We start from the raw sequence: 21,449 nt of genomic DNA on the forward strand, positions 1-21,449 counted from the left end.
TCAAGTACAAAACAACATCAGGAGAATTACCACCATGAGTCAGGGTAACGTTGAAATCTACGATCTGATGGCGTGCAACGTATATATGGATTTCGAGAACACCGGGCTGCCCAAGGAGCAGCACAAGTTCCTGATCGCCTTTCATCCAACCAATGGCGCGCCGGTTCACGAGTTGATCGACAGCATCACCGCCCGCGGCCCCGACGGCTATGTGGTAGAGGTAGCCAACCAGCCATTCACCATCACCAACCTCAACGGCCACATCTTCGACCGCACCACCAATGCGCACTGGTACATGGTGAACCTGGCCACCGGCTTCATGACGCCCGGCGAGTACACCATCGAGGTCAAGTGCAAGGACGGGTCGGTCAAGAGTATTTCCCGGCTGCAGAACAACGAGCCTTCCGATCGGCTGATGGTGGCCTATCTCAAGCACCGCGATACGCTCAAGGCCAGCTATAGCCCCGGCCAGGGCGAAAAACTGCCCGCCGGGACATCACTGGAAAAGGTCGCCATTGACTGCGCCTCGTTCAAGGAGCTGACCGGCGAGGACGCCTGGTACGTATTCCGTATCTGCAAGGCGGCCAACAGCAAGGAGTTCGATCCACAGAACCTGTACTGGTGGGACAATATATTCCTCGAGCGCTTCACCAATCCGGACGCCGGCAAGAACCGCAATCATCTGGTGATCGGCAATGCGCTGAAGCAGAACACGGCGTTCACCTACTTCACCGAGCTGACCGATGGCAACACCATGGGCGGCACCAACATCTGCATCTTCCAGCCATACCAGACTTTTTACACCTGAACGCTGTACGAACAGTCGGAAGCGGTTAGAATGCAGCGATGAATAATCATTCCAAAACCGCCAACAACAAGGCACAGGCCCCGGCCAGAGCGGCTCGGCCGCGGATCAAGGACAAGCGCAGCGCCATCCTGCAGGCGGCACTCAAGGTGTTCGCCGAGGGGGGCGTCAATGGCGTGCCCATGCCGGTAGTGGCGCAACAGGCCAATGTCGGCACGGGCACTATCTATCGCTACTTCGAGAGCAAGGAACTGCTGGTCAACGAGCTGTTCCGCGAGCAGAAGATAGCGATAAACCAGCGCCTGTATGGCGATCTCGATCTGCAGCGCCCGACCCGGGAGCTATTCGATGAGGTCTGGCGCCGCATGGTGCTGTTTACCCGTGAAGCGCCGCACGCCTACCGCTTCATGGAACTGCAGGACCATCGGCCCTACCTCGATGAGGCCAGCCGGCAATTGGAGCATGAGGCGCTGGCACCTATCCTGGCGCAGTACCGGGCATTGCAGAAACGCGGCATATTCCGCGCTGATCTGCGGGCCGAGGTACTGATGACGCTGGTATGGGGCGCCTTCGTCAATCTGATCAAGGCCGAGCGCGATGGCCATATCAGCCTGAGCGATGCCGATATCGATGCTGCCAGGGACGCTTGTTGGAGTCTGTGCACTGGTTGACCCGACTGTTCGCATTACACCACACACCCTAGGGATGAATGACATGCGAACAATGACTGCAACACTGGCCGCCCTCGGCCTGACTACCCTGCTTACCGGCCACAGCCTGGCCGCGGATGCAGAACAACAGTGGCTGGAGATGATCGCCAGCGGTGAAGCCTATTCGGCGGAGACTCTGCTGCCCCTGTTCAAACAGCTCGAACCGGTGGATACCGACTTCATGGTCGGCACCTGGAAGGGCGGCAAGTTCGACGGCGGTGCCGAGCCGGACCCGATCAACTGGTACGGCAAGCGTTTCACTTCTCCCACGGATGTGGAGCCGCTACTGGTGACCAATGCCGACGGCGAGGTCGTCACCTACGACCGCCTCGGCGCTGCGCAAATGCGCCAGGTGGTGTTCGATGGCAAGGCGTCTGCCGCGCTGATCTACGACAGCCAGCCGATCATGGATTATTTCCGCAAGGTCAACGAGAACGTGGTCATCGGTCTGGGCGACATCAAGGGCAAGCCCACCGACTTCTTCTTCCACCTGACACGGCAATAAGCCGTACTTGCAATCGCCCGGTATTGGGATAGGGTTTCAGAACGGGCCGGCATCACACCGGCCCACCCTACTCTGTAAGGAGATTGCCCGTGTCCAGCCTGGTTCCCGCTGTCGATCCCGACGGCTTGCTTGAATACTCAGTGGTATTCACCGATCGCTCGCTCAATCACATGTCGGCAGCCTTCCAACAGGTGATGCGTGATATCTCGTCCAACTTGAAAGACGTCTACAGTGCGCAAGGCGTAGCCCTGGTGCCCGGTGGCGGGACCTATGGTATGGAGGCGGTAGCCCGGCAATTCGCCCGGGGCAAACGCTGCATGGTGCTGCGCAACGGCTGGTTCAGTTATCGCTGGTCACAGATTTTCAGCGCAACCGAGTTGCCCGCCGAGGAAATCGTACTCAAGGCACGCCAGATCCGCAGCGGCGATCAGGCCCCCTTCGCCCCGGCACCAATCGAGGAAGTGGTCGCAGCCATTCGCGAAAGCAGACCCGACCTGGTATTCGCACCCCATGTGGAAACCGCTTCGGGCATGCTCCTCCCGGACCATTATCTGCAAGCCGTCGCAGCGGCGGTCCATGAGGTTGGCGGCCTGTTCGTGCTCGATTGCGTGGCTTCCGGCACCCTCTGGGTGGATATGCAGGCCTGTGGCGTTGATGTGCTGATCAGCGCGCCGCAGAAAGGCTGGAGTTCATCGCCCTGCTGCGCGCTGGTCATGTTCAGCGAACGCGCCCTGGTGCGCATCGAGCAGACCACCAGCAATAGCTTTGCCGGAGACCTGAAAAAATGGCTGCAGATCATGCAGGCCTACGAGAATGGCGGTCATGCCTACCATGCAACGTTGCCGACCGACGCATTGCAACGCTTTCGCGACACCATGCTGGAGACGCGTGATTACGGTTTTGCGCGGGTAAAACAGGAGCAACTGGAGCTCGGCCAGGCCGTACGCGCACTGTTGAGAGAAAAAGGTTTTATCAGCGTGGCGGCGGACGGTTTCGAAGCAGCCGGTGTGGTGGTCTGCTATACCGCCGACGACCGCATTCACAACGGCAGCGGTTTCATCAGCCAGGGCTTGCAGACCGCCAGCGGCGTGCCGCTGATGTGCGATGAACCCACCAGCTTCAAGACCTTCCGCATCGGCCTGTTCGGCCTGGACAAGCTGCATAACCGCGAGCGCACGGTGGATAACCTGCGCGCGGCGCTGGAGGCGCTATAGCAATCCAGCAAACAGCTGGATGCTACTTCTTGTCCGCCTGGCTCACCGCCATGATTTCTTCCATTTTCAGCCCGGTCAGACCATGGATGGTCCGCCACAGGTAGAACAGGATGCCCATCATCATGATCATCGAAGGAATGGCGATCATCGGGTAGCTGACCAGGGTCATGCGACCCAGCTCGGCATTGAATGCCTCAGTGCCGGCCGGGCTGACCACTATCCACTTGGCAACGATGTAGTTCATGACCGAGGAAAAGAAGAAGGTCCCGGCCAGGAAATAGGTAGCCTTGAGCAAGCGCTGTTCGAATATTTCATGCAGCCCGCGCTCCTGCAGACGTTCATCGACGCGCTGCACATTCAGCACCTTGTCGTTGTACAGCAGGGTGCGGATCAGCGGATAACGGGTGCGGGTGGAAAACAGCACCGCCAAGCCGATAACGCCGGGCACAGCTGCTTCCTTGATGGCCAGCCACTGCGGGTCGAGTTCCAGCAGACCGATGCCGCCGGTGAGAAAGACGCTGATTACGCCCAGCACCGCAATGAAGTTGTACTTGCGGTAGCGGATCAGCTCGAACAACCCCCAACCCAGTGGAAAGGCCAGCGCCAGGATCAGCGCCTGATGCGGACCAAAGTGCGCCTCGCCGCTGAACTTCATCAGGATCACCGAGGGGATCACGATGCTGACCAGCAGGTCGATCATCGGGCGGGGTTTGTGTTGCGGGGTCTCGCGCAGAGCTTCATTCATGGTATCGGGTGGTTCTCGTCTTCGTTGCACATATCATACACGCAGCGGCTGACTGGCGCAGGAACGCTGAACCGGCCAACCGCTGGCCGCTTCAGGCGGCGGCAGCCATGGCGGTCCATACCAGCAGGCCGGTGTAACCACAGAAGACCGTCAGCAGGCCTGCGCCTTCCACTCTATTGATCCGCCCGGGTCGGCCACGCCAGGCAATGCACATCAACAACAGGGCTACGGTCAGGCCTGCCATCAACGCCCAGTCACGTGTCAAGGCCTCCGGCGGCGCGACCAATGGATTGATCACCGCGGCGAGGCCGACCACCCCGAGCGTGTTGAATAACCCCGAACCGATGATGTTACCCAGCGCCAGGTCATGTTCGTTCTTGCGGATGGCAGCCAGCGAGGATGCCAGCTCAGGCAACGAGGTACCTATCGCAACAATGGTCAGGCCGATGATCATGTCATTGATACCCAAGTCGCTGGCGATGAACACCGAGCCCCAGACCAGCAGACGTGAGCTGACGATCAAGAGTATCAGCCCCAATACCAGCCACATGATTGCTTTGCCCAGGGGCATGGTATCGGCCAGGTATTGTTTGCGGATTTCATCGGCAACCACATCGTCCCGGCTGCGCATACCATCGCGAATCGAGAGCGCCAACAACAGGGCGAAGACCACCAGCAGCACGATACCATCGACACGGCTGAGGTCACCGTCATACACCTGCCATCCGGCCAGTGCGGTGATGCCCAACAGAATGGGCAGCTCGCGCCGCACTACCTGCCCGTGGACGGAAATCGGACTGATCAGCGCAACCAACCCGATGATCAAGGCAATATTGGTGATGTTCGAACCCCAGGCGTTCCCCAGCGCAATGCCTGAATTGCCTTGCAATGACGACAATGCCGAGACCGACAGCTCGGGGGCAGAGGTACCAAAGCCGATGATCAGCATGCCGATCAGCAACGGCGGCATGCCCCCGTGTACGGCGGCCGCGGAGGCGCCTTCAACGAAGCGATCGGCACTCCAGACCAGCACAACAAGACCAACAATGATGGCGGCAATGGCAAGCAGCATGTCTGTTTACATTCCAGTCGATAAGAAAGGCGCAGTATGAGTTAAAGTTCTGGCGGTCGCCAGCCGACACAACCCGCAGATCAACAATATTCCTCCAACGCCCATCCACACCCGTGTGCCTCTCCGGGGCGTTGTCGTTCCTCTTTTTCGATGGGATTTACTGATGGTACTCAAGTCCTCCCTGCGCCGGCAGAGCCTGGCGCTGATCATCGGCAGCCTGTTGCTGATGCTAGCTGTAGCCCTGGTCAGCGTGTTCTCGCTGGTCCAGGAGCTGCGCAACTACCGATTGTTGATGGAAGGCCCCCAGGCCACCGCCGGGCTGATCAACGAGACCAACCTGACATTCAAGACCCAGGTCCAGGAATGGAAGAACGTACTGCTGCGCGGCGGCAAGCAAGCCGACCTGGACCGCTATTGGCAACAGTTCCAGCACAGCGAAAAGCAGGTGCAACGCCTATTGGGACAGATCCTCGAGTTGGAGCTGTCGTCGGCCTTCCATGAGCGGGTGTCTTCTTTGAAGAAAGGGCACCTGGCGCTGGGTGCAGATTACCGTGACGGCCTGGAGCGGTTTCTGGCCGCCGGTCGCGACCCGGTGGCCGGCGACAATCTGGTCCGCGGTATCGACCGCGATACCAGCGATCAGCTGGAGCAACTGGTGGCGGGCATCAACCAGCATGCCGCCAGCGAGATCGAGCGTATCCGCGCGGCCACCCTACGTACCGTCTGGCTGTCGATATTGATCATGGTCGCCGCGACGCTTTTGATCGGCGGTCTGGCCAGCTGGCTGATCAGCACCCAGTTGATCAATCCCATCACTCACCTGATCCGACAGGTCGAACAACTGAGCCAAGGCCGCTTCGGCGAGCAGATCAGCAGCCAACGCCAGGACGAACTGGGGGTGCTGGCCCGGGCCGCCAATCAACTGCGCGGCTTCCTCGCCGAAACGGCGGAAGGTTTGCGCCATGGCACCACCGAACTCGACCGCGCCAGCGGCGGGCTGAATACCGTCGCCACCCGTATGGCCCAGGGCAGCCGGGAACAATTCTCCCGCACTGACCAGGTCGCGGCTGCGATCCAGGAAATGTCCGCCACCAGCGCAGAGGTCGCCCGCTACGCAGCCGATGCCTCCAGCGCCGCGGATGCCGCCGACGATAATGCCCGCAATGGCCGCGTGGTGATGACCGAGACCATCGATTCCATGCAGGCACTGCTGCGGGAGATCCAACGCACTGCCGAGGTGGTTCACCAACTGGAAAACGATAGCCTGCGCATCGGCAAGGTGCTGGAGGTGATCCAGAGCATTGCCGAGCAAACCAACCTGCTGGCTTTGAACGCCGCCATCGAAGCCGCCCGCGCTGGCGAGGCCGGGCGCGGTTTTGCCGTCGTTGCTGATGAAGTGCGCACCCTGGCCAAGCGCACCAGTGAGTCCACCACGGAAATCCAGACCATCATCAACAGCGTGCAGAACGGTGCCGAGGAAGCTGGCCGGGCTATCGAAGCAGGCAGGAGCCGCAGCGACACCAGCATGCAGCAAGTCACCCTGGCCGGCGATAGCCTGCAACAGATCGCCCTGGCGGTCGAGTCCATCCGCGACATGAACCGGCAGATCGCCACCGCCGCCGAGGAGCAGACCAGCGTGTCGGAGGACATCTCGCGCAACATCACCGAAATCACCCAGATTGCCGCTACCAATCAGGAAGAAGTTGATCACACTGCCCACGCCAGCGCAGCGCTGCATGAGCTATCAACCGAACTGAATCAGTTGGCCGCCCGGTTGCATGCATGAGCCGGAGCTCACCCATAACAACAATAACCAGCTATACCCTTTTTCACACACCGGAGAGCAACATCAATGAAAAGCTGGTTTGACAACCTCAGTGTCAACCTGAAACTTGGCATGGGCTTCGGCCTGGTTCTGCTGTTTACCCTGATCCTTTCAGTGATCGGCTGGCGCAGCCTGGGCATCCTGATCGAAGATGGCAACCAGGCGGGCGAGGTCGCCAGGCTGGAAAACACCTTGAGCAAACTGCGCATCATGCGCATGCAGTACCTGGCGGCGAACGGCGACGAGACGATCGCCAATCAGGTGCAAGACCAACTGGATGCATTTGGGGCAGAGCAACGCCATCTGGCCAACGAACTGACCCATGCCGAGGACCGCAATACCGCGCAGCCCCTGCCGGGCATCATCGATGCCTATCAGATCTCGCTGAATAGCATGCGAGCCGCCTTTGCCAGCCGCAACGCCGCTCTGCAGGCGATGAATCAACAGGCCAGCCAGATGGCCGAAGTGCTGGCGACAATGCAGAACCAGGCCAACCGCAATGAAGATGCGCAGCTGATGCAGGCCGTTGACGCTTTTGCCACCAGCTTTCTGCAAGTACGCTTCGATAGCCTGATACTCAGGGCCGAAGGCGGCGCCGAGGCAGAGCAGGCGTTCAACCTTGCCGTGACAGCCGCCACCAGCGACCTGGAGCAACTCGATCGATTGCTGCTCGGGGGCCAACAGGATCTGCTGAGTCGGGCGCAACAGATACTGGGTGACTACCTGGCTCAGCATCAACGTTACGAGGCCGGCACCAGCCAGATCGTCCAGGCTCGCCAGGAAAATGCCGTGCAGGGCGCCGATATCATGCGCATCACCGAGCAGCTGCGACAGACACAGCTGGAGCGTGGCGATCGGCAGGCAACCTCCGCCCGCGTATTGCAGGTCACCATGGCTGTACTGGCCCTGCTGATCGGCGGTCTGAGCGCCCTGCTGATCACCCGTCAGATTACTGGCCCGCTGAGAGAAACCCGCCAGACCTTGCAGCGCATTGCCGATGGCGATCTGACCCATAACCACGCCGTAACCCGCCGCGATGAGTTCGGTGAACTGCAACGGGGCGTGCAACGCATGGCAGACAGCCTGCGCGAGCTGATCGGCCGGATTCATGAAAGCGTCACGCAGATTGCCAGCGCTGCCGAGGAGCTGTCCGCCGTCACCGAGCAGACCCGCGTCGGCATCAACAGCCAGAAGGAAGAGACTGACCAGGTGGCAACCGCCATGCAGGAAATGTCGGCCACCGTCCATGACGTAGCGCGTAACGCCGAGCAGGCCTCACTGGCGGCCACCAGCGCCAATGGCGAAGCCCGCAACGGCGACACGGTGGTGAACGAAGCCATCAGCCAGATCGAACGCCTCGCCGAAGAAGTTACCCGCTCCACCGAGGCTATGGAGCTGCTGAAGCAGGAAAGCAGCAAGATCGGTACGGTGATGGATGTGATCAGGGCAGTAGCCGATCAGACCAATCTACTGGCTTTGAACGCCGCTATCGAAGCCGCCCGCGCCGGGGAAGCAGGGCGCGGTTTTGCGGTGGTTGCTGATGAAGTGCGCTCCCTGGCCCAGCGCACCCAGCAATCCACCGAAGAAATCGAAGCTCTGGTAGCTGCCGTACACAGCGGCACCCAACAGGTCGCCAGCCGACTGAGCAGCAGCCACACCCTGGCCGGCAACAGCGTGGAGCTGACCCGCACCGCGGGCGCAGCGCTGAGCAGCATTACCGAGAGTGTGTCCAACATCCAGTCGATGAACCAGCAGATCGCCGCGGCGGCCGAACAGCAGAGCGCGGTAGCCGAAGAGATCAGCCGCAGCGTGGTCAACGTGCGCGACGTGGCCGAGCAGAGCGCGACCGGTAGCGATCAGACCGCCGCCTCCAGTATCGAACTGGCGCGGCTGGGTAATGAATTGCAGGTGCTGGTGAGCCGGTTCCAGGTGTAGGACGAGGTTTACCTGTCCGTAGCAGCGTCCGGCAGGCGGCGCGCCAGTTCCAACGCCTGCTGGTCGCCCGGATCGCGCTCGAGCAACGCATCAACGAACTCTCGGGCCAGCCCCGGTTGACCATGCCGGAAGCTGAAGCTGGCTCCCGCCCATAGCACGTCGCGGTCAGTGGGATGCAGTCGGCCGGCTTGACGCAGGATGGTCAACGCCTCCTCCGGCGCTGACGGCTCCACCGCCACCGCTAACACGTAGCCGGTACGCGGTTCGTCAGGCTGCAGCACCCAGGCGCGTCGCAGATGTTCCAGCGCCGCTTCACGCTGTTGCTGACGCACCAGTGACAGCCCCAGCGCATAATGCAGCATGCCTTCGGCTGGCAGTATCACCAGCGCCTCGCGCAAAAGCCGCTCCGTGGTTTTCTCCCGCCCCTGCGAGCGGTACAAATCAGCCAGGTTCAGGTAGTTTGCCGCGTCCAGCGGTGCAGCTTTGATCGCCTGACTCCAGGCCTCCTCCGCCTCTCCCGCGCGCCCCTGCCGCAAACGCAGCAGGGCCAGTTGGCCAAGGTGGCTGGAGCGTTCGGCATGCAACGCCAGCTCTTCTTCATATTCGCGCAGCGCGCGCTCGAAAGCCGGCTGTATGGCAGGCGGCAGATCGACATCCACCAGCTGACTGGCAGCCAGCGAGCGCAGGCTACGCAGCGGGTCGGCCAGCAGCGGCGCCAGGTAGTGCCGACGCAGCGCCGCAGGGCTATCCCCCAGCGCACGGATGCTGCCCAGGCGTACCAACGGATCGGGGTCTTGTAACCCCTTGGCCACAGCCTGCTGCTGGACCTGACCGAGCTGCGGTTGCAGCCGCTGCGCCGCGCTGCCGCGCACTATCGGCGCCAGTTGCGGATCGTTGACCAGGGTCGCGAGGTCCTGTTGCGCGGCCGGCAGTCCCTGATCGGCGGCGGCGATGGTGGTCGCAGGGGATGCCTGTTGCCAGCGGCCCTCCGGGAACCAGCCGGCAATCTGCTGCGCGGCCCAGTCCGGCTCGCGGTCGGTATGGCACCCGGTGCAGGCGTCTGGGGTACCCAGTTGTCGGGCCAGGTCGGGGCGCGGTACGGCAATGTTGTGATCGCGGCGCGGGTCGATGACCATATAGGTACGCTCCGGCATATGACAGCTGACACACTGGGCGCCACTCGAATCGGCAGCATGGTAATGATGCGTGGGCCGATCGAACTCTGTCGGCAGGTGGCAGCTGCTGCACAGTGCATTACCCTCGGCACGCAGCGCCTGGCTGTGCGGCTGATGACAATCACTGCAGGTAACGCCGGCGGCATGCATGCGGCTCTGGGCGAAGCTGCCGCTGATGAATACTTCCTCGCGCTGCTGGCCATCGGCAAAGTACAGCGGATCGCTGAGCAGTTCGGGGCGGTAGAAATCCAGCAATGGCAGGCCGGCGTGATACCCCTCGGCGGTAGCACTGCGCAACGAGTGGCATTGGGCGCACACCTGCTGTTCCTTGTCCGTGCTCAGCGGCACGCTGCGCCGCGCCGTTACCCGCCCCAGTTCATGCAGCCAGTGCATGTCCTGGCGCTCATCCAGCAACAGTGTCAGCCCCTTGTCTGGCCATTCCTGCCCCTGGGTCCATTGCAGATGCCGACTACCAGGCCCATGACATGCTTCACAGCCCACCCCCAGCTCCGACCATTCGGCGGCGAAGCTCTGCGTCTGCGCGTCGAAGCCCTTGCGGTAATCGGTAACGTGGCAGTCGGCGCACATGAAATTCCAGTTCTGCGCCGGGCCAGTCCAGTGCAAGGGGCTGTCATGCCGCACCTGCTCGTCCGGATACAGATGGAACCAGCGCTGGCCTCCCGCTGCGTGCGGCCGGGTATCCCAGGCGATAGACAGGGCCTGCAGGCGGCCACCGCCCAGATCGATCAGGTACTGCTGCAGTGGGTCCAGACCGAAGGTGTACAACACCTCGTATTCGGTCAACTGTCCGTCGGCACCGTCGGTGGTGACGAAGTAACGCCCGTCGCGCTGCTGGAAACGCGAAACGGTGCCGGCATGCTCGAAGCGGCTGTCATTGAAGTCCGCCAACACCGTCTCGGCACTGGCATGGGCCATGGCATGGGCATGCTGGGATTCCTGCCAGGCCTGATGCTGCTCGGAGTGGCAGCCGGCACAGCTGGCGCTGCCGATGAAGTCTGCCGGCGTCTGGTTGCGGACCACTGGCGGTGCAGGCGTTTCAACCGGGACGGCCGCGGCTGGCTTGGCGGGACGATACTGGCTGGCAAAGTAGCTTGCCAACGCCAGCAGCAACACGGCGACAGCCAATGCCAGCCAGCGCCATTTGCGAGAGGAGTGTTCGGATACTGCCATGGTGCGGTCCGATTATTATTGGATTGGGCGAATAATGCTTGCCCGGTAGCCCCGTGGCTACCCCTGGTGCGTAGAAACCTGCGCACAACCGCCAGTGTTTGCCCGCACCAGATAGTCGAACCCGCTGGATTCAGGCCGTCGCCGCTCTGGCCCGCTCCTCATCAACCAGTTCCTTCTTCGACAGCTTGCCCACCGGCGTGCGCGGCAGCGCATCACGGATTTCCATCGCTGCCAGACGCTCATGCTTGCCCAGGCGCGGTTCCAGGAAGGCCTGCAACTGGGCGAAATCAAAGGGCTGGGCGCCAGCCTTGAGCTTGATAAAGGCCTTGGGTGCCTGGCCGCGATAGATGTCATCGATACCGATCACGGAGACCTCCTCGACCGACGGATGCTCGTAGATCGCTTCCTCGATCACCCGCGGATAAACGTTGTAGCCACTGCACAGGATCATGTCCTTGGTACGATCGACGATGTACAGCCAGCCCTGCTCATCCATATAGCCGACGTCCCCGGTGCGCAGGAAGCCGTCCTCGGTCATCGCCTCGGCGGTAGCGTCAGCGCGCTTCCAGTAACCCGCGGTGACATTCGGGCCCGCGATGCATACTTCACCGCGCTCCCCCGGCGCCAGACTGCCGGCCGAGCCATCCAACGGCGCAATGCGGATGGTCGAGCCCGGCACCGGCATGCCGCAAGAGCCGGGGCGCGGCTCGGCGTCCTTGGGCGTGAAGGTGCCGGTGGTGGTGGTCTCGGTCATCCCCCAACCTTCGCGCAGGGCGCAGCCGGCCACGTCCGAGTATCGCTGCTGCACCTCCAGCGGCAACGGTGCGCCACCAGAGTTGCACAGCTTGAGCGAGGTCAGGTCCAGCTGCGCGGTCAGCGGGTGGGCTAGCAGGCCGATGAACATGGTTGGCACACCAGGGAAGGTAGTGATGCGGTTGTCATGAATCTCCCGCAACACCGTCTCGGCATCGAAGCGCGGGTGCAGATAGACCTCCGCGGCCATGCGTATGCTGAACAGCATATTGATCATCAACGCGTAGATGTGAAACGGCGGCAGCACCGCCAGGACCCGCTCCTGCCCCACCTGCAGCGATTCGTCCAGGATCGCCTGCAACTGGGAGCAACTGGCGGTGAGATTGGCATGGGTGAGCATGGCACCCTTGGGCGCGCCGGTGGTACCGCCGGTATATTGCAGTACCGCCAGGGTCGTCGCAGGATCAGCCAGTGGGTGGGCGACGAAGTTACCATCGTTCTCCAGCAGGCTGGCAAAGGATCTGGTGCTGGCGTCCCATGCAACCGTCGTCGCCGGGCCTAACTGGCCGGCTTGCGCCGCGCTGACCGGCCCACAGAATTCCGTCAGCTGGCCGACAATCAAACCCTGAAGACGGCTGCTGTGCACCAGGCCGGCCATTTTCGGATATAGAGCGGCCAGGTCCAGAGTCAGCATGAAATCGGTCTGGCTGTCTTCAATCTTGTGCGCCAGCGTACGCTCGGCATCCAGCGGTGAATAGTTGACGACCGTGCCACCGGCACGCAGCACACCGAGGAACGCGATGAAGTAGTGTGGGCAATTGGGCAGATACAAGCCTACATGCACACCCGGGCCGACACCCAGGCGTTGCAGACCGCAGGCGGCACGCTTGACCAGGTCATCCAGCTGTCGGTAGGTCAACTTGTGGCCGAGGAAGTCGATCGCCGGACGCTCGGCAAAGGCTGCAACAGCCTGGTCCAGCAAGGCCCACACCGGGCCTGTCGGCAATTCGGCATCCCAGCGCATGTTGTGGGGGTAGGAGTCCAGCCAACGTAATTGCGCACTCGCGTTCATGACACGCCTCCTCGGCTTGATTGTAATTATTGAAGCCCCAAACCTAGCGCCATAACACGCTTGCGCAAAGGCCAATCCAGCAGATATATACGCCGCCATAGATTGCCGAGGCATTTGTGATGAACCTCACAGATTGATTCTTTCGGCCTTCAATCTGCGGTAACCCGCTCATCCAAATCAGTAATCAAATTGCAATAAGCGAAGCGGGTTGCTAGATTCTGAAACTTCTTCATACAAACGGAAAAATGTCATGAAACGGATCCTGCTCGGTTCCCTGCTTGCTGCTGCTTCGCTCAACGCTTTCGCCACCGCACCGGGCGGTCCGGGCTGCGGCTGGGGCAACATGCTGTTCGAAGGCCAGCGCGGCCTGCCGTCCCACCTGGTTGCGTCCATCACCAACGGCACCTCCGGCAACGCCACCTTCGGCATGACCTCGGGTACCAACGGTTGCGATACCAGCGGCGCCCTGGCCTATAACGGCAAATCGATGATCGTTCTGAGCAGCATCATGAACGAGCTGTCCGAAGACATGGCCCGTGGCGAAGGCGAAGCTCTGACCACCTACGCCGTGGTACTGGGTGTGCCCGCCGAAGATCGCGCGCATTTCGCCGCCGTGACCAGCCAGCATTTCAATGACATCTTCAGCTCCGCCGATGTCACCGCCGAACAGGTCCACACTGCGACTCTGGCCGTGATGAAGCAGGACGCGGTTCTGGCCAAGTACGCCGACCAGGCCTGATCCCTGCATCACCATCCGGGCCGGTGCTTGCGCCGGCTACGGATACTTTCTCCCGGTGTCAGCTGACATCGCCGCTGCCCACTCCGGTCCTGCATGTCCATACGTTTGTTTCCCCTGTTGCTGAGCTTGCTCGGCACTGCCGTACAGGCGGCCCCGCAAGCTGACCCAGCCACACTGCAGACTCTGGCGGAAGATCCCTATTGGATTTCGCTCGGTCATTACGAGCAGCAAACCTTCGGCGGCTGGCAAAGCTATGTCGATGATGCTGATTTTTTCTTGGCCGTGGACGGTGAGCGCGCGCCGCTGGCGGAGCTGCAAGCCACGCTGCAAGCTCTGTATGCCGACCCGGAGCTGGCAGATGCCCACCCGCAATGCCGCTTCCCTTCGCGCACCCGCTGGCTCCGACAGCAATTACCGCTGGAGGACCTGCCCATCGTGGAGTGTGCAGAGTTCGCTGCCTGGTATGCCGATATCGACCCGCACACCACGGTGCTGGTGTTCCCCGATGCCTACCTGAACAGCCCCTCATCCATGTTCGGGCACACCTTGCTACGCATTGATTCAGCGGCCAACGAGGGCAGCGGCACCGCCCTGCTCAGCTATGCACTGAATTTCGGCGCCATGGTCGAGGGCATGGACAATAGTATTCTCTATGCCTGGAAGGGCCTCGCGGGCGGCTACCCCGGCCAGTTCGCGCTGCTGCCCTACCGCGAGAAACTCAGCGAATACAGCAGTCTGGAAAACCGCGACCTATGGGAATACCGCCTCGATCTGACACCCGAGGAAACCGGCCGCATGATCGAGCATGTCTGGGAGTTGCGGCAGATCCGCTTCGACTACTTCTTCTTCGACGAAAACTGCTCGTATCGGCTGCTCGAACTGCTGGAAATCGCCCGCCCGGGCCTGAAACTGATCGACCAGTTTCCGCTGACCGCCATTCCCGCCGACACGGTGCGGGCGGTGAAAGATGCCGGTCTGGTGCAAGATATCAACTACCGGCCCTCACGAGAGAAGGAGCTGCTGGCCCGCGCTGCACCGCTGCAGCCCAAGGAAGTAAGCTGGGCCCAGGCGCTGGCTGCCGATACCGGGCTGCTCGAGGATGCCGCGTTCCAGACCCTGCCCGCTGAGCGTCAGGCGCTGATCCAGGAAACCGCCTACCGCCTGCTGCGGTATCAGGCGGCCGGCCAGGAACGCGACGCCGGCAATGCGGCGCGCAGTTTCCGCATGCTGCAGGCGATCAATCAGAACCCACCACCGCGGCTGGAGATCGCTACTCCGACTCTGCCCGAGGACGGTCATGAATCGCGCACCTGGCAACTGGCACTCGGCAGTCAGGACCATCGTAGCTTCGCCGAGTATGGGCTGCGCATGGCCTACCATGACCTGAACGACAATCTGGCAGGCTTCCCGCTGGGAGCGCAGATCGAACTGGGTAAGTTACGTGTACGTCAGTATGAAGGCAATCACTGGCAACTGGAGGAACTGGGGCTGGTCAGCATCCGCTCGCTGACGCCCCGCAATCAGTTGCTCAAGCCCTGGTCATGGCAGGTCGAGACCGGCCTGGAGCGAGTCGCGGGCAAGGATGGCAAGCAGCGCCTGGTCGGTCATCTGAATGGGGGTGCCGGCGCCACCTGGGCTCTCACTGAGAATGTCTTGGGCTATGCCCTGATGACGCTGCGCGTCGAGCATCATCAGGATTTTGCCGCCATACTGAGCCCGGCTGCCGGCTTTGACAGCGGCCTGCTATGGCGCAATCGCGCCGGCAACCTGCTGCTGGAAGCCCAGGCCGACTACTTCCACAATGGTGAAGTGCGCCGCAGTCTCGGGCTGACCCAGCAGCTGGAGCTGGCCCGCAACCTCGGGCTACGGCTGACCGCCCAGCGTGAATTCAGCCAGTGGAGCGCGCCACAGAATGAAGTGATGCTGCAGCTGCGCTGGTATCACTACTGAGTTTGCGCTTCGGGGGCGCGCCCCCGAAGCGCTCAACCCCGCCGCAGCCGTTCAGCAGCGCCGCGCAACATCCGCTCGGTCCCATCCCACCCCAGGCAACCATCGGTAATCGAAACACCGTAACGCAGCTCACCCGACAGCGGTTGATTGCCATCAAACAAGTGACTTTCCAGCATTACCGCCCGCAGACTGGCATCACCGGCCAGCCGCTGATCAATCACATCTTCCAGCACGGCCGGCTGGCGTAGCGGGTTCTTGCCGCTGTTGGCGTGACTGCAGTCGACCATGATGCTCGGCTCCAGCCCGGCGCTTTCCAGGGCCGCCCGCGCCATGGCGACGCTCATCGCATCATGATTCGGCCCCCGGTTGCCGCCCCGCAGCACCAGATGAGTGTCCGGGTTGCCCAGCGTTTCCACCAGTGATGGCCGACCCAACTCGTCGATACCGAAATGCTGATGCCCATGGGCTGCAGAACGCATCGCATCGATGGCGATGCCCATGCTCCCGTCCGTGCCGTTCTTGAAACCCACCGCCATATCCAGGCCGCTGACCAGTTCCCGGTGAATCTGCGACTCACTGGTGCGCGCACCAATCGCCGCCCAGCCCAGCAGATCATCAATGTAACCCGCCACCAGCGGCTGTAGCAGTTCACTGGCCAACGGCAGGCCCAGATCGATCATCTGCAACATCAGCCGGCGCGACAGCTCCAACCCCGCCGCCATATCGCCGCTACCATCCAATTGTGGATCGTAGACCAGCCCTTTCCAGCCAACCGTGGTACGCGGCTTCTCGATATAGGCTCGCATCACCAGCAACATCTGGTCCTCAACCTGCGGTGCCAGATCGGCCAGGCGCTGGGCATATTCCAGCGCCGCGTCGGCATCATGAATCGAGCACGGTCCAACCACCACCAGCAGGCGCTGGTCGTCGCCATTGAGAATATTGCGGATGGCCTGGCGCTGGGTCTGAACCTGTTCGGCCTGCCGGTCGTTCAGTGGCAAGCGCTGACGTAGTACCGCTGGGCTCGGTAACGGGCGGGTGCGACGCTGGGCATGCTGGATAAGGCTCTGGGCCTGCTCGGGGCTGGGTACAACGGAAAGCTGCAGGGCGGATACGGAAGAATTCATCAGTGCTGTCCTCAGCTGCGCGGTTCAGTCCGCGCAGCGCTCTATCGTGTTAGTCGTTGCAATGTCTGTGGATTCTGGGCGCGACCACTAAATCGCCAGCTGCAGTAACGGTAGGAGTAGGTAAAGTGATTGCTCATGTCTGAATCCTCTCAATGCATTGGCCGTTATTGGCCGAAAAAACAAAACCCCCGGTCGGGTGGCCGACCGGGGGTTGCTGAGTAGTGCGGTGGGCGGCCCGTCTGGAGTGGGCCGCCTGGTATCAGGCCAGCCCTTGGCTAAACCAATACCCATAAAAATAAGTGGAAACACCCGAGCTTGCATCACAGACAGCAGCAGCCACGGCATTTGCCGGGGTGCGATGGTGCTGAATGGATGTGCTGACTGACATGGGTTTCTCCATTGAATGACAATTAACTTACTGCATTAGCGGGTGCTATTCAACCATTGCGTCAAAGCATGGCAGACCGCGATGACGACAGAATGACACTAGCGGCGCATACCGCACGGTTGCCTGCCTGATGCCCCTGTCGCCACCTCTTGCCTACTGCTTCACCGTATCCAGCGTCTTGGTAATCGCTGCCACCGCAGACCCGATATTACTGAGTTCCGCCGGCAGAATCATGGTGTTATTAGTCTTGGCCAGCTTGCCGAACTCGTTCACGTACTGCTCGGCTACCCGTAATGCCACGGCGTCCTTGCCGCCAGGTGTGGTAATGGCATCGCCCACCAGGCGCAGGCCTTCCGCCGTGGCCTGGGCCACCAGTTCGATCTGCCGCGCCTTACCCTCGGCTTCATTGATCTGGCGCTGTTTGTCCGCTTCGGAAAGGTTGATGGTTTCCTGCTTGATACCTTCCGAGACATTGATCTTGGCCTCGCGCTCACCCTCGGACTGAGCCACCACCGCACGACGTTCCCGTTCGGCACGCATCTGCTTTTCCAGAGCATCGAGAATGGTCGCCGGCAACTCGATATCGGCGATCTCGTAGCGCATCACTTTCACTCCCCAGGGCCGCGCCGCTTCATCCAGCGCAGCGACCACCTGCGTATTGATTGCTTCACGCTCTTCAAAGGTCTTGTCCAGGTCGATCCTGCCGACTACCGAGCGCAGAGTGGTCTGCGCCAGCTGGGTAGCGGCATAACGATAATCGGCAATGCCATAGCTGGCGGCCTTGGGGTCGACCACCTGCAGGTAGATCACACCGTTGACCACCACCTGGATGTTGTCCTTGGTGACGCAGGCCTGGCGATCCACATCGATGGCCTCTTCCTTCATGGTGTGCCTATAAGCGATGCGGTCAACGAAGGGGATCAGCAGATGAAAGCCCGCCTCCAGAGTCTTCGCATATTTGCCCAGCCGTTCAACCACATAGGCCGAACGCTGTGGCACGATCTGTGCCGTCTTGGCGATGGTAATGACGATGAACGCCAGTAGTGCCAGTGAAAGCATTGTTGCGATTTCCATTGCGCGTTGCTCCAGTTATTTAAGTGAATTCAGATCGATCGGTCGGGACGTGAGGTGCTTACGCGCAGCACGATACCATTGATGGCAATGACCCAGGCAGTTTCACCGGTGCGCAGGGGCTCATCGGACTCGGCATCCCATTTGGCACCATTGAGCTGCACATCACCAGTGCCATCGAGGAAATCAGTCAGTACGGACACCCGGCTGCCGACCACGCCAACATCATCCAGGTCCGTTTTCGCCCGGCCGCCGACGCCACCGCGTAGCCAACGCGTGCAGTGACGCCGCAAGCCGAACAGGGCAACCAGACTGATGACGCCGAAGCACAGCAACTGCAACGCCAGACTGTCGATTACCCCCATCAGTGTCAGCAGTCCGACCGCCAGCGCACCCACACCGAAGAAGACCGCCACCAGGCCGGGAATGAAAAATTCGGAAATCAGCAGCGCAAAGCCGAGCAAAAGCCAGAAGGCATATCCATTGAGAAAGCTGTTCAATAACATCGCTTCATCCTTGTGGGGCCCGCTCTCGGGCATCAAAGCGCCAGACTAACAGATCAACGCGGGAAAGCGGTAAGGCACACGCTGCATCGCGACACCTGTCACAAATGATGGCTCTTTGCCTTTTTCATACCGCTCATCGGATAGATTTGGTGAATAGGATAGCGCCAGAGCGGGTGACCCAGTGGTCAACCCGCGCCCGGCAGGTCCGCTGCTATCGCGACTCGTCGGTCGCTCGCAACACACCTATGCTCAGCCGGTCTCTATCAGGCCTCACCGCCTGTGCAGTCAGAGCCCACAAGCATAAAAATAATCGGCCAAGGGTAATCATATGAAACACAATCGCCTTTCATTGGCAGTCGGCCTGGTCGCCGCGCTGGGCGTCACCAGCCAGGTCCAGGCATCCTGGTTCAGCTCCTCCAACTACACCAAGACCCAATATCCCATCGTGCTCGCCCACGGCATGCTCGGCTGGGACAGCATGCTGGGTATCGATTACTGGTATGGCATCCCGCAGGCACTGCGCAAGGACGGCGCCGATGTCTATATTACCGAAGTCAGCCAATTGGACACCTCCGAAGCCCGGGGTGAGCAATTGCTGGAGCAGGTCGAGGAAATCGTCGCCATTTCCGGCAAGTCCAAGGTCAATCTGTTCGGCCACAGCCATGGCGGGCCGACCATCCGTTATGTCGCCGCGGTACGTCCTGATCTGGTCGCCTCGGTCACCAGCATCGGCGCACCGCACAAGGGCTCGGCGTTAGCTGATTTTCTGCGGGAGATGCCGGAAGGCTCGGCCGGCGAAGCCATTGTCGCGGGTCTGGTGAATGCGGCGGGCAAGATGATCAACTTCCTCTCTGGCAGCCCAATCGATACGCCAATGAATTCTCTCGGTTCGCTGGAATCGCTGCATTCGGCAGGCGCTGCGCGGTTCAATGCCAAATTCCCCCAAGGCATTCCCACCACTGCCTGCGGCGAGGGTGATTATCAGGTCAACAACGTGCGCTATTACTCCTGGAGCGGCACCAACCCATCCACCAACCTGCTCGATCCGTCTGACCTGATGATGGTCGTGGCCGCGCAGACCTTCCCCAAGGGAGAGGCTAATGACGGCATGGTCGGACGCTGCAGTTCGCGGCTGGGCATGGTCATTCGCGACAATTACCGGATGAATCACCTGGACGAGGTCAACCAGATCCTGGGCCTGACCAGCCTGTTCGAAACCGACCCGGTGACGGTGTACCGGCAACAGGCCAACCGGCTGAAACAGGCCGGCCTGTAATCATGACGGGCCCCGCGACGGGCCCGTATCACCTTGCCCGACGGTAGCCATCGTATGAAAGCAGTTATCTATCTGCCATTGCTGGGCAGCATCCTGCTGCTCGGCTGGTATTTCACCGCGGACCGGCAGCCCGCCCCGCGCTCGACCGCGCCCATGGTCAGCGCCGCACCCACCACGCCAAGCCCAACGCCAGAGGCGCAGCAGTTGCCCGCCGCTGTCGACACCATCGCCGCCCCATTACCAGCCAGCGTTCGCGGCACCGAGGTGGATGGCCGGTTGGAGGTGGATGCCCGGGGCAATCTGCTGATCAGCAGCCAGATTCGCCATCTGTTCGATTATTTCCTGAGCCTGATTGGTGAGGAGTCCCCCGCCGTCACGCACCAGCGCATCCGCGACTATCTCGCGCAACAGTTGCAGCAACCGGCACTAGGCCAGGCACTGGAACTACTGGATAGTTACCTCGCCTATCAACAGCAACTTGTCGACCTGGAAAGCCGTTTCCCGGTCACCGACAGCCTGGCGGATCTGTTCGCCCGGGAACAGGCAGTGCAACGCCTGCGCGCTACGCTGTTCAGCCACGAGGCACATGAGGCGTTCTTTGCCGGTGAGGAGATCTACAACAACTTCACCCTGGAGCGGCTGGCCATCCGCCGCGACAGCGCGCTGGATGAGCAGGAAAAGGCCCAGGCCATCGAAGCTTTGCGCGAAAGCCTGCCGGAGGAAATGCAGCAACTGCTGGTACCGCAGATTCATCAGGAACTACGCCAACAGACGCTGGCACTGCGCGAAGCCGGGGCCGACGAAAGGCAGGTTCGTGAGCTGCGCATGGAACTGCTCGGGCCAGAAGCCACCGGCCGGCTGGAGGCGCTCGACCAGCAGCGCAGCCAATGGCGTCAGCGGATAGCCACCTTCAATGCGGAGCGGGAGACGATTCTGGCGCAGCCAGGGTTGGCAGAAGCCGACCGCCAGGCCGCGGTGAACGCCCTATTGCAGGAACAGTTCACCGAGACCGAACGATTGCGGGTGATGAACTGAGCGTTATTTCTTCATCCACACATCGTTGACCATGATGTACTGCCCGGTGGGAGTGCGCTCCAGCGCCTTCTTGCCGGCCATGGACTCCACATCTCGTAGCTGGATGTTGTTTTCCCGGGCGAGGCGCTGGTATTCATCGCGCCGGGCCTGGTTGATCTGCTGAGCGATTTCGGCAGCGTTGCCACCGGCTGCCACCACGCCCAGATAACCATCGGGCTGTTCACCCAGCTGACCGGCCGCCTTGGCCGCCGGCAGGGCCGACATCGCCTGGTTCAGCGACAGTGCCAGCGCAGGTGCACTCAGTAACAGGGCCAGCAACAGTCCGCCCAATCGGATACTCATACGCATGTCATTC

19 protein-coding genes are annotated in these 21,449 nt (G+C 61.3%); 10 read left to right on the forward strand and 9 right to left on the reverse strand.

The features are described from left to right. Window positions 1-34: 34 nt before the first annotated feature. From QAO71_RS15480 to QAO71_RS15495, 4 genes are all read left to right on the forward strand, one after another. On the forward strand, window positions 35-808 hold the full coding sequence (locus tag QAO71_RS15480; RefSeq protein WP_280164834.1) for a hypothetical protein: 774 nt from the start codon (window positions 35-37) through the stop codon (window positions 806-808). Window positions 809-846: 38 nt separating this feature from the next. Further along, window positions 847-1,476, forward strand: a complete 630-nt coding sequence (locus tag QAO71_RS15485) for a TetR/AcrR family transcriptional regulator (protein WP_136868726.1) — start codon at window positions 847-849, stop codon at window positions 1,474-1,476. Between the two features lie 43 nt (window positions 1,477-1,519). After that, window positions 1,520-2,020 (forward strand): DUF4334 domain-containing protein, encoded by a 501-nt coding sequence (locus tag QAO71_RS15490; RefSeq protein ID WP_280164835.1) that lies wholly within the window; start codon window positions 1,520-1,522, stop codon window positions 2,018-2,020. Window positions 2,021-2,109: 89 nt separating this feature from the next. Next, a complete protein-coding gene (locus QAO71_RS15495; RefSeq protein ID WP_280164836.1) occupies window positions 2,110-3,234 on the forward strand; it encodes an aminotransferase class V-fold PLP-dependent enzyme in 1,125 nt (374 codons plus the stop codon). Between the two features lie 22 nt (window positions 3,235-3,256). Here QAO71_RS15495 and QAO71_RS15500 read toward each other — a convergent pair whose 3' ends face one another. Beyond that, window positions 3,257-3,979, reverse strand: a complete 723-nt coding sequence (locus QAO71_RS15500) for a VC0807 family protein (RefSeq protein WP_036988995.1) — start codon at window positions 3,977-3,979, stop codon at window positions 3,257-3,259. Between the two features lie 91 nt (window positions 3,980-4,070). Next, window positions 4,071-5,051, reverse strand: coding sequence for a calcium/sodium antiporter (locus QAO71_RS15505; protein ID WP_074779503.1), 981 nt, complete (start codon window positions 5,049-5,051; stop codon window positions 4,071-4,073). Between the two features lie 163 nt (window positions 5,052-5,214). Here QAO71_RS15505 and QAO71_RS15510 point away from each other — a divergent pair, with 163 nt between their 5' ends. Together QAO71_RS15510 and QAO71_RS15515 are read left to right on the forward strand one after the other, a co-directional pair. After that, entirely contained in the window at window positions 5,215-6,837 is a 1,623-nt protein-coding gene (locus QAO71_RS15510; RefSeq protein WP_280164837.1) for a methyl-accepting chemotaxis protein, read from the forward strand. 66 nt (window positions 6,838-6,903) lie between these two features. Continuing rightward, window positions 6,904-8,811: a methyl-accepting chemotaxis protein gene (locus QAO71_RS15515; RefSeq protein ID WP_280164838.1), complete on the forward strand. Its 1,908-nt coding sequence runs from the start codon at window positions 6,904-6,906 to the stop codon at window positions 8,809-8,811. A gap of 8 nt (window positions 8,812-8,819) precedes the next feature. Here the strand turns inward: QAO71_RS15515 and QAO71_RS15520 are convergent, their stop codons facing one another. Beyond that, window positions 8,820-11,177: a multiheme c-type cytochrome gene (locus tag QAO71_RS15520; protein ID WP_280164839.1), complete on the reverse strand. Its 2,358-nt coding sequence runs from the start codon at window positions 11,175-11,177 to the stop codon at window positions 8,820-8,822. A 130-nt stretch (window positions 11,178-11,307) separates the two neighbouring features. Next, window positions 11,308-13,002 carry a long-chain fatty acid--CoA ligase gene (locus QAO71_RS15525; protein WP_036988989.1) on the reverse strand — a complete coding sequence of 565 codons (1,695 nt, stop codon included), beginning with the start codon at window positions 13,000-13,002 and terminating at the stop codon, window positions 11,308-11,310. 250 nt (window positions 13,003-13,252) lie between these two features. Here QAO71_RS15525 and QAO71_RS15530 point away from each other — a divergent pair, with 250 nt between their 5' ends. Then, window positions 13,253-13,741: a DUF3015 domain-containing protein gene (locus QAO71_RS15530; protein WP_036988988.1), complete on the forward strand. Its 489-nt coding sequence runs from the start codon at window positions 13,253-13,255 to the stop codon at window positions 13,739-13,741. 93 nt (window positions 13,742-13,834) lie between these two features. Further along, window positions 13,835-15,691: a DUF4105 domain-containing protein gene (locus QAO71_RS15535; RefSeq protein WP_036988987.1), complete on the forward strand. Its 1,857-nt coding sequence runs from the start codon at window positions 13,835-13,837 to the stop codon at window positions 15,689-15,691. A 32-nt stretch (window positions 15,692-15,723) separates the two neighbouring features. Here QAO71_RS15535 and QAO71_RS15540 read toward each other — a convergent pair whose 3' ends face one another. The 4 genes from QAO71_RS15540 to QAO71_RS15555 all read right to left on the reverse strand — a co-directional run bounded on the left by QAO71_RS15540 (window position 15,724) and on the right by QAO71_RS15555 (window position 18,783). Beyond that, the gene (locus QAO71_RS15540) at window positions 15,724-16,818 is read right to left on the reverse strand and encodes a 3-deoxy-7-phosphoheptulonate synthase (protein WP_036988986.1); all 1,095 of its coding nucleotides are present in this window, start codon (window positions 16,816-16,818) and stop codon (window positions 15,724-15,726) included. 259 nt (window positions 16,819-17,077) lie between these two features. After that, entirely contained in the window at window positions 17,078-17,206 is a 129-nt protein-coding gene (locus QAO71_RS15545) for a hypothetical protein (protein ID WP_268875378.1), read from the reverse strand. A 153-nt stretch (window positions 17,207-17,359) separates the two neighbouring features. Next, window positions 17,360-18,280, reverse strand: a complete 921-nt coding sequence (locus QAO71_RS15550; protein ID WP_177173397.1) for a stomatin-like protein — start codon at window positions 18,278-18,280, stop codon at window positions 17,360-17,362. Between the two features lie 29 nt (window positions 18,281-18,309). Next, window positions 18,310-18,783, reverse strand: a complete 474-nt coding sequence (locus tag QAO71_RS15555) for an NfeD family protein (protein WP_036988984.1) — start codon at window positions 18,781-18,783, stop codon at window positions 18,310-18,312. Window positions 18,784-19,111: 328 nt separating this feature from the next. On the opposite strand from QAO71_RS15555, the gene QAO71_RS15560 reads away from it, so the two are divergent. Together QAO71_RS15560 and QAO71_RS15565 are read left to right on the forward strand one after the other, a co-directional pair. Further along, on the forward strand, window positions 19,112-20,059 hold the full coding sequence (locus tag QAO71_RS15560) for a triacylglycerol lipase (protein WP_036988983.1): 948 nt from the start codon (window positions 19,112-19,114) through the stop codon (window positions 20,057-20,059). Between the two features lie 54 nt (window positions 20,060-20,113). Then, window positions 20,114-21,094 carry a lipase secretion chaperone gene (locus QAO71_RS15565; protein WP_280164840.1) on the forward strand — a complete coding sequence of 327 codons (981 nt, stop codon included), beginning with the start codon at window positions 20,114-20,116 and terminating at the stop codon, window positions 21,092-21,094. 3 nt (window positions 21,095-21,097) lie between these two features. On the opposite strand, the gene QAO71_RS15570 is transcribed toward QAO71_RS15565, so the two are convergent. After that, complete coding sequence (locus QAO71_RS15570) at window positions 21,098-21,442, reverse strand: YdbL family protein (RefSeq protein WP_074779524.1); 345 nt, start codon at window positions 21,440-21,442, stop codon at window positions 21,098-21,100. Window positions 21,443-21,449 lie beyond the last annotated feature (7 nt).

The sequence above is a fragment of the Halopseudomonas sp. SMJS2 genome (assembly GCF_029866945.1).
GTDB lineage: Bacteria > Pseudomonadota > Gammaproteobacteria > Pseudomonadales > Pseudomonadaceae > Halopseudomonas > Halopseudomonas bauzanensis.